7 protein-coding genes and 2 pseudogenes are annotated in these 8,315 nt (G+C 69.2%); 5 read left to right on the top strand and 4 right to left on the bottom strand.

Features of this window, described 5'->3' with window-relative positions:
* Together MBTS_RS19825 and MBTS_RS19820 are read right to left on the bottom strand one after the other, a co-directional pair.
* A pseudogene (locus MBTS_RS19825) lies at nt 1–513 on the bottom strand (OmpA family protein); the annotation flags it as partial.
* Nucleotides 514–739: 226 nt separating this feature from the next.
* Nucleotides 740–1,750: a DUF2865 domain-containing protein gene (locus MBTS_RS19820; protein ID WP_018041884.1), complete on the bottom strand. Its 1,011-nt coding sequence runs from the start codon at nt 1,748–1,750 to the stop codon at nt 740–742.
* A gap of 151 nt (nt 1,751–1,901) precedes the next feature.
* Here MBTS_RS19820 and MBTS_RS19815 point away from each other — a divergent pair, with 151 nt between their 5' ends.
* Complete coding sequence (locus MBTS_RS19815) at nt 1,902–2,438, top strand: CreA family protein (protein WP_192216309.1); 537 nt, start codon at nt 1,902–1,904, stop codon at nt 2,436–2,438.
* A gap of 67 nt (nt 2,439–2,505) precedes the next feature.
* Here the strand turns inward: MBTS_RS19815 and MBTS_RS19810 are convergent, their stop codons facing one another.
* Nucleotides 2,506–2,847 (bottom strand): hypothetical protein, encoded by a 342-nt coding sequence (locus tag MBTS_RS19810; protein ID WP_192216308.1) that lies wholly within the window; start codon nt 2,845–2,847, stop codon nt 2,506–2,508.
* Nucleotides 2,848–3,216: 369 nt separating this feature from the next.
* Here MBTS_RS19810 and cysS point away from each other — a divergent pair, with 369 nt between their 5' ends.
* The 4 genes from cysS to MBTS_RS19790 all read left to right on the top strand — a co-directional run bounded on the left by cysS (nt 3,217) and on the right by MBTS_RS19790 (nt 6,910).
* Nucleotides 3,217–4,599, top strand: a complete 1,383-nt coding sequence (gene cysS / locus MBTS_RS19805; RefSeq protein WP_192216307.1) for a cysteine--tRNA ligase — start codon at nt 3,217–3,219, stop codon at nt 4,597–4,599.
* A complete protein-coding gene (locus MBTS_RS19800) occupies nt 4,596–5,216 on the top strand; it encodes a hypothetical protein (protein WP_018041888.1) in 621 nt (206 codons plus the stop codon). Before cysS ends, MBTS_RS19800 begins: the two co-directional genes overlap by 4 nt.
* 151 nt (nt 5,217–5,367) lie before the next feature.
* Complete coding sequence (locus MBTS_RS19795; protein WP_018041889.1) at nt 5,368–5,706, top strand: helix-turn-helix domain-containing protein; 339 nt, start codon at nt 5,368–5,370, stop codon at nt 5,704–5,706.
* Nucleotides 5,696–6,910: a type II toxin-antitoxin system HipA family toxin gene (locus tag MBTS_RS19790; protein WP_018041890.1), complete on the top strand. Its 1,215-nt coding sequence runs from the start codon at nt 5,696–5,698 to the stop codon at nt 6,908–6,910. Before MBTS_RS19795 ends, MBTS_RS19790 begins: the two co-directional genes overlap by 11 nt.
* A gap of 138 nt (nt 6,911–7,048) precedes the next feature.
* On the opposite strand, the pseudogene MBTS_RS19785 reads toward MBTS_RS19790, so the two are convergent.
* A pseudogene (locus tag MBTS_RS19785) lies at nt 7,049–8,315 on the bottom strand (hypothetical protein); the annotation flags it as partial.

Raw genomic sequence — 8,315 nt, 5'->3', positions numbered from 1 at the left:
GTCGGGTGTCGCGTCGCGCTCGGGAGCGGCCGGGGCACGCTCGCGCGGGGCCGGAGCCTCCTTCGGTGCCGGCTTGGCGGGGGCGGGATCCGGATTGCGCTCGCGCGCGGCCGGAGGGGTCGGCCGTTCGGCCGGGGCGCGGTCGGGCTTCTCGGGACGATCAGGCCGCTCGGGGCGCTCCGCGCGCTCGGGCCGCTCAACCGGAGCCCGTTCCTGGCGCGGCTCGGGACGTTCGGGACGCTCCGCTCTCTCGGGGCGCTCGGCCCTCTCCGGCCGTTCTGCGCGCTCGGGGCGTTCAGCCCTTTCCGGGCGCTCGGCTCTTTCCGGCCTAGCCGCGCCGCCACGGGGGGCATCGCCGCCTCCGCGCGGGTCGCCGCGCTCGGCTCCCGGACCCGCTTGGGCGAGCAGCATCACGCCCGGCCCGCCTCTGTCGGGGCTGGCCGCAAGGGGGCCCGATAGGATCAAGGCCGGCAACATGGTGCCGGTCAGAAAGAGCAGGCGGAGGTTCCGCATCGATGGTCACTCACAAACGTTGATGTGGCCATCGGAACCGAATGGAGCCGGGATGGTTCCGAATTCATTCCCGGAGCGTGCGCCCGCGATCCACCATCTCGACGCGGAATCGAAGGCGAGCGCGAGGGAAATCCTTCGCCCTCAACCGGTTAGGGGACGTGTCGCCCGGGTCGCTCGTGACATCGCGGCGGGACCGACGATTTCCCTCGCCCGCCGTGAATGTCCGCTAGGGCGCGGCGGCGCGAGCCGGGACCGCGATCATGCTCGGCGCGATGATGCGGATGGCCGCGCGCTCGTCGCGGCCGGTGGCGGACGCTTCCGTGGCCGCCCCGTCGCGAACCACGCCCCCATCGGACAGGATGGCCCCGTTCCGGGTCGCCGCATCGGCGGCGATGGCCGCCACGGTCTTGTCCGCACGGCCCGCGAGGGTGACGCGCACCTTCGGCCGCGACATGGCTTCCGCCTGCATCGGTGTCACGAAGATGTCGCCCTTGTGCCGGACGAGCATGCTCTCGGCCTTCACCAGGGACTGGGCCCAGGTCTGGTTCGCCTTCTTGCACGAGCAGTCCGGCGTGAAGCTCTTCTGGAACTTGAAGGCGTTGGCGAGCGACACGTAGGCCCGGCTGCCCTTGATCGATGCGGCCTGTTTCAGCCCGTCATCGCCATTGGGCATCGAATAGGCCACCGCCTCCGTGCCGGGGCACAGGGCCTGACACAGCTCGTTGGCCCCCTCGCGACCATCGGGCAAATTGTTCATGGGGAAATAGGCGCCGTCGCAGGTCCGGACGCAGACCACCTGCGGCCCGCCCCGCCCGCGCTGCTCGCCGACCACGCCCTCGACGATCTTCGGACCGGTCTCGGCGCAGGAGGAGGCGATGGCGGCCGTGAGCTGGCGCCGCCGGGCGGCGGTGACCTCGCCGTTCTCGGCGCCGTAGCCGGCCTGGAGCGCCCGGATACGCTGCTCCACCGCGCCGCATTGCGGCGGGCGCGAATCGAAGAACAGGAACTTGCCGCCTTCGCAGCTCAGGGTCCGGTAATAGGCCTCCAGCCGGCCGATCTCGTTCTGCAGGGCGCGGGCGGTGTTGGCGCCGTCGCTGAGATTCGCGAGTTCGAAGCGGTATCGCTGGCACTGGGCGTTGGGTGCCTGCGCCTGGACGGCTGTCCCGAACGCGATGGCGGCCATGGCGGCGCCGAGCGTTGCGACGAGCTTGCGGATCTGTGGAGGGATCAGCGGCATGACCTGTCAGAAACGGGTGTGAAGCTGGGCGGTTCCGGCCCTCGGGCAGGGTACGGAAGAACGCCTTTGCAAAGGGTGTCTAACCGCCCTCGCCAGAGCGCGACAGTGTTCCCACATGCCCATCGGCAAACTTGAGGGGAATGATGTGATGATGTGTCTTCGGAGTCTCACAAGCCGCGCGGTGGCGGCCGGATTGGCGGCGTTGGTGATGGGCGGGACGGCGGTCCGCGCCGACGACACGGACCGGATCTTCGACAAATCCACGGTGTGGCGTCCGCTCACCCCCAACGACAAGCTGGTGGTCTACGGCATCGACGACCCGGAGGTCTCCGGCATCGCCTGCTGGTACACGCAGCCCGAGAAGGGGGGAATCAAGGGCACGCTCGGCCTCGCCGAGGACGTCTCCGACATCTCCCTCGCCTGCCGGCAGGTCGGCCCGGTATCGTTCAAGAATCCGAAGGACAAGCTCAAGCAGGGCGACGTCGTGTTCAGCGAGCGGCGGTCGCTGATCTTCAAGTCGATGCAGATCGTCCGCGGCTGTGACGCCAAGCGCAACACGCTGATCTACATGGTCTATTCCGACAAGGTGATCCAGGGCTCGCCCAAGAACTCCACCACGGCGGTGCCGCTGATGCCCTGGGGCACCTCCGAGGCGCCGCCCCGCTGCGGCGATTTCTTCAAGGGCTGATCCGGCCCGGAGGCGGCGCCGGCATCGGGCCGGGCCGCCTCGAACGAGCGGGTGTGAGCCCTGCGGATCAGTCCTTGCAGGTGATGCGGATCGGCGGTTCGACGGGCTTCGGCGCGGGCGGCTGGCCGATCGCGCCGGTATAGTCCTCGGGAGCGGCCAGGCCGAAGGAGCCGGCGACGGCGAAGCCTTGCGCCTCGCACCAGGCATCGGCCACCACCTGCCCGCAGGAGCCGCTGCCCGCCACCAGGCATTCGCCGACGCCGTAGCCTTCGCCGGCGGGAATCAGGAACGTCTTCTCTACCTGTGCCGGCGCGCGGGCGGGCTTCTCGCCGTCATCGACGGCCAGGGCGGCGGAGGAAATGAGCGCGAGGGCGCAGAGAGCGCCGAGACCGGCAGCCGAGCGTCGCATGGGCAGTGACCTTGATGACGGGATCCGCGAAAGGCTGGATTCACCGGATGGGAGGATTCGCGTTTGGGAAAATCTCGGCCTCGTCGGTAAACAAATCCTTTCCGGATCGTCGCGACCTTGACCGAACCTCTCCCGGCGTCGTTCTCGAATTCATCACCGTTTTGGGGTAGCGCAGTTGGTCGGCAGGGTCCGTCGCCTCCGTGCAACACGCAGGGTGCTTGGCGTCCGGCCGATCCGGTCGTCGCGGTTGCGGGGCGCATGCCTCGCGACTCGTAAAAGTTGATCGGTTCTCGGGATTTAGGGCATGGGGACAGGCGGCATCCGCAGGCGGCGGAGCCGTCGCGTCCCAGGGTTACGAAAGACGGTTTCATGGCGCCGATGTTGCGGCTCTACAACACGCTGACCCGCGAGAAGGCGCCCTTCGTGCCGATCGATCCGACGCATGTGCGGATGTATGCCTGCGGGCCGACGGTCTACGACGCCGCCCATATCGGCAATGCCCGGCCGATCATCGTGTTCGACCTGCTGTTCCGGCTGCTGCGCCATCTCTACGGCGAGGCGCATGTCACCTATGCCCGCAACGTCACGGACGTGGACGACAAGATCAACGCCCGCGCGGCCGAGCGCGGCATCACCATCCGCGAACTCACCGACGGGACGCTCGCCGCCTTCCACGGCGACATCCGCGACCTCGGCGTGCTGATGGCCGAGGACGTGAACGTGGCGGGCGAGCGCCCGCGCTTCGTCGAGCCCCGCGCCACCGACCACATCGCCGAGATGCACACGATCATCGACGGGCTCGTGGCATCGGGCCATGCCTATGTGGCGGAAGGCCATGTGCTGTTCGACGTGCCTTCGATGCCCGATTATGGCGCGCTCTCGAAGCGGCCCCTCGACGAGATGGAAGCCGGCGCCCGCGTCGAGGTCGCCCCCTACAAGCGCTCGCCCCTCGACTTCGTCCTGTGGAAGCCCTCCAAGCCCGGCGAGCCGTCATGGCCGTCGCCGGCCGGTATCGCCGCGCCGGGGCGGCCGGGCTGGCACATCGAGTGCTCGGCCATGTCATGGAAGCATCTGGGCAAGACCTTCGACATCCATGCCGGCGGCATCGACCTCATCTTCCCCCATCACGAGAACGAGGTGGCCCAGTCCCGCTGCTGCTTTGCCACCGACGTCATGGCCCATGTCTGGCTCCATAACGGCTTCCTCCAGGTGGAGGGGCAGAAGATGTCCAAATCGCTGGGCAACTTCATCACCCTGCGCGAGGTGCTGAAGGATTGGCCCGGAGAGGTCGTGCGCCTCGCCATGCTGAAGACGCATTACCGCCAGCCCATCGACTGGACGGTACGTGGGCTGGAGGAGGCGGCGAAGATGATCGACCGCTGGTACGGCATCGTGGGCGACGTGGCCGCCGGTGCCGAGGTGCCGGCCTCGGTGGTGGAGCCGCTCCTCGACGATCTCAACACCGCCGCCGCCCTCGCCGAGTTGCACCGCCTCGACGACCCGGCGACGCTGAAGGCCGGGGCGGGCCTCCTCGGCCTCCTCGGGCGGACGCAGTCGGCGCGGGCGGACAGTGCCATCGCCGCCGCCGGCGTCGACGTGGCGGCGGTGGAAGCCGCGATCGAGGCCCGCCGCGCCGCCCGCGCCGCCAAGGACTGGCCCGCCTCCGACCGCGCCCGCGACGCCCTCGCCGCCATGGGCGTCACCGTGAAGGACAACAAGGACGGCACGACCACCTGGACGGTGTCGCCATGATCGCCCCCTCGGACCGCCAGCCGATCGTCGTGGCCGATGCGGGTCCGCTGATCCGGCTCGCGGCAGCAGGCATCCTCGATACGCTGCGCGGTCTCAACCGGCGGATCGTACTGGTGGACCGGGTCGAGGAAGAGGTGGTCGGTGATCTCTCCAAGCCCTTTGCTGCCGAGATCGCCGCCTGGATCGATGGCCTCGGCGAAGCCGCGCTCCGGGTCGAGACCGTGGTCGGCATCGGTGTCGCGGCCCTGCGCGCCCGGCCGCGGACTCCAGCGGGGGATGCCTTGCTCAAGTCAGCCCTGCGTGATTCCGGCGAGCAGGCTCTGCGCGAGTTCGTGGCGCATTGGCACCCGACCGAGGCGAGTTCGGCGGTCGTGCTCTACGAAGATCGGAAGGTCGCGACCCTGTTCCTCGACGTGGAGTTCCCCGTGACGCTGATGACGACGCGCGCCTTCGTGGCGACGGTGACGCGCTGGGGCATCAATCAGGACGCGATCGCCGCCCTCGAAGCCATTTCCGGTCTCTATGACATGAAGCCGGCCCTCGTCGGTGAGATCGACCCGAGCCAGCCCGGCGACCTACGGACGTTGCCGCAGCCGATGCCACCGATCCGAACTTGACCGACCGTCTCCCCGCCCTAGCCTGGCGGCATGGACCTATGCCGGTTCGTTCCCCGTCGAGAGAGACGCCAGATCCCCCTTCCGCAGGAAAACCGACCCAAGATAGAAAACATACTTTCATCTAGGCCGCCTGAGATGCAAGGATGGCGGCATGACGAACGAACGCTCGGCACATGCGCCCTTCGAGGTTTCGGAGGGTCTTCGCGAGATCGGGCAGGCCATAAGGGTCGCGCGATTGCGCCGACGTCAGCCCGCATCCGACCTCGCGTCCCGCGTGGGGGTCTCCCTCCCGACCTTGCGCAAGCTCGAGAAAGGCGATCCTTCGGTGTCGCTCGGCGTCTTCGCCAGGGCCGTCTGGACCCTCGGCCTGTTCCCGGCCGTCCGGCGCGCGGTCAGCCCCGAGAACGACCACTTGGCCGCTTCCATCGAAACCAGCCGCCTTCCCAGCCGCGTGCGCCGCCCGCGCGAACTGAATCTCGATGACCTCTGACGTCTATGTCCATGTACGCCGCGAGGACGGGGCCACGGACCTCGTCGGCCGTTACCGGCTCGTCATGCCGGCGGCCGGTCGGTCCTATGGCGAATTCGCCTATGTCGGGTCCTGGCTGAAGAACAATCATGGCCGGGCTTTCGCCCTGGACCCGGAACACTTGCCGCTTCAGCCGGGGCCATTCAGGAGCACCATCCGTGGCCGACTTCCGGGCGTCCTGGCGGATGCCACGCCGGACCGTTGGGGGCGACGGCTCGTCGAACATCGTCGGCCTCACGATTCTCCGCCGATGATGCCGTCTGACTGGTTGCTCGCCCCCGGAGACGAGCGCGTCGGCTGCCTCGCCTTCTCCGAAACCCCGGCTCCCCCGTCACCGCGTCCGAGCTACGCGGCCACGGCCGATCTCGACGGCATCGCGGACGGGTTCGAGCGTCTCGAACGAGGCGAGGCGGTCGAAGGGCTGGCGGCCCGCCTCTGGACGGCGGGCATGAGCATGGGCGGCGCCCGACCGAAGGCCGTCATCGACTACGAGGGTGCCTTATGGATCGCCAAGTTCCAAAGGCGGGACGACACCTACGACCAATGCGGCGCGGAGCACGCGACGATGCGTATGGCATTCCGTTGCGGGATCGACGCCGCCGAAACCCGGGTTCTCGCGGTCGGGCCTCGCAAGGTCGTCCTGGTGAAGCGCTTCGACCGCGATGCGGCCCCCTACCACCCGACATGCCACTACATGAGCGGATTGACCGCTCTCGGATTGGATGAAACCTCCGATTTCGGTTCCTACCCCGACCTTGCCATGTTCCTCCTCCGGCACGGCGCGCGTCACGTGTCCGACCGCCATGAACTGTTCCGCCGCATGGTGTTCAACGTCCTGTGCGGCAACCGGGACGATCACCTCAAGAACCACGCCTTCCTCCGATGCGGCGACGGGTGGCGGTTGTCCCCGGCCTTCGACGTGGTCCCCCAACCGGATATGGATCCCCAGCAAGCCATCGGCGTCGGTCGATCCGGGAGCTACCCGACCACCGGCAACTGCCTGACACGGGTCGAGGATTTCGACCTCTCGCGGGACGAGGCCCGAGACATCGTCGCCACCCTCGCCATCCGCATGCGCTCCTGGCGTACCGACTTCGTCGCCGATGGCGTCGACGATGCAACGGTCGAGCGCCTCGCGCGCGCATTCTCGAAAGACCTCGACTGACCTCGGGCGTGGCGGGATTCCGCCGAACGCGCTGAGGACGACCATCGGCCGGGATCGGCGCCGCTCGATGCAAGGCGATCTCAGCGAGGCCCGACACCGAGGTCCGGGCTCATCCTCCCGTTCCCGGGATAAGCCGCCTCAGCGACAGGGCCGGCCCGGATGGCAGTTCGGGTTCCCGCCCGAAGGCGGAGCCTGCCTCTGCTGGCGCTGGGCCGCCTGTTGCTGCTGCTGTTGCTGCATCATCTGTTGCCGCTGGGCGGCCTGTTGCTGGTGTTGCTGGGCCTGCATCTGCTGACGTTGCATCATCTGTTGCTGCTGCTGCATCTGCTGGCGCTGGGCCTGTTGCTGCTGCTCCATCTGCATGCGCTGTTGCTGGCGGTTCTCCTGGATCTGCTGGCGCTGCATCATCTGCTGCTGCTGGACCTGCCCCTGCTGGCGCCGGGCGGCCTGTTGCTGCTCCATCTGCATCCGCTGTTGCTGGCGGGCCTCCTGGATCTGAAGCCTCTGCTGCTGGCGCTGCAGGGCATCGGAATCCGGGCCGCGTCGCGGCGGCTGGCCAGCCGCTTCGCGATTGAGATTGGCCGGCTCCCGTCTGGCGCGCTCGGGGCCGTTCGGCTCGAATCCCGGCCGGGCCACCCGATCATGGCCCGGACGCCCCTCGCGGGCGCGGTAGCTTTGCGGCTGGTCGAGGGCGGGACGCAGCTGCGGTCGTTCGGCTTTGGCGGCGGCGCGGGCCGCCTCCCGGCGCTCGATCCGCTCCCGGCGCAAGGCCGCCCGGTCGGCGGGATCGGCGTTGCCGCGTCCGGCTCCGGGTCCGGCGGGGTTCGCCCCATCGGGCGGGGGACGACGGTCGATGGCGGCTTTGCGGTCGGGCCCGGCCTTCCCGTCCCCCGGGCGCACGCGGTCGGGCGGTCCGCCGACGTCACCGGATGGGCGCGTGTTCGCCACCGGCCTCGGCTCGGGCAAAGCTTTCGGGTCTGGGGCGCCCACCGCGGGGAGCGGGCGGCCGATGCGGGGACCGTTCGGTCTTTCGTCGCGGGCACCCGGCGGCAGGGTGGGGCGGTCGCGGCGAGGGCCGTCGGCGTTGTGACCGGCGTCGTGACGGTCGGCGCGGTGCGACAGGGAGGGCGGCAGCGCCACCCGAGGGGCGAGAGCCGCCGCTCCGAGACCGGCGGCACCGCCTATGAGGGCCGCCGCCGAAGGTCCGCGCGGCCGCTCGATGACGCGCCGGTTGATCTCGTTGATCACCACCCTGTTGTGGATGTTCTGGTAGATGACGTTGTCCGGCGGCGCGACGATATAGGCGGGCGCGCTCACATAGGCCGGAACCGGCTCGAAGAGGGGGACGGGGAGGGCGAACGACTCGTCCTCGGGCGGCGGCGCCGCGATGTCCACGATATAGGCG

Origin of the sequence: Methylobacterium bullatum, assembly GCF_014845095.1 — a bacterium.
Classification (GTDB): Bacteria; Pseudomonadota; Alphaproteobacteria; order Rhizobiales; family Beijerinckiaceae; genus Methylobacterium; species Methylobacterium bullatum.
Note: the sequence above shows the minus strand (reverse complement) of the source record. Positions and strands in the feature narration are given on the sequence as shown.

Coding starts and splice junctions, on each gene's coding strand:
- MBTS_RS19820 (WP_018041884.1), bottom strand. CDS start 1,750: ATGCCGCTGATCCCTCCACAGATCCGCAAGCTCGTCGCAACGCTCGGC.
- MBTS_RS19815 (WP_192216309.1), top strand. CDS start 1,902: ATGTGTCTTCGGAGTCTCACAAGCCGCGCGGTGGCGGCCGGATTGGCG.
- MBTS_RS19810 (WP_192216308.1), bottom strand. CDS start 2,847: ATGCGACGCTCGGCTGCCGGTCTCGGCGCTCTCTGCGCCCTCGCGCTC.
- cysS (WP_192216307.1), top strand. CDS start 3,217: ATGGCGCCGATGTTGCGGCTCTACAACACGCTGACCCGCGAGAAGGCG.
- MBTS_RS19800 (WP_018041888.1), top strand. CDS start 4,596: ATGATCGCCCCCTCGGACCGCCAGCCGATCGTCGTGGCCGATGCGGGT.
- MBTS_RS19795 (WP_018041889.1), top strand. CDS start 5,368: ATGACGAACGAACGCTCGGCACATGCGCCCTTCGAGGTTTCGGAGGGT.
- MBTS_RS19790 (WP_018041890.1), top strand. CDS start 5,696: ATGACCTCTGACGTCTATGTCCATGTACGCCGCGAGGACGGGGCCACG.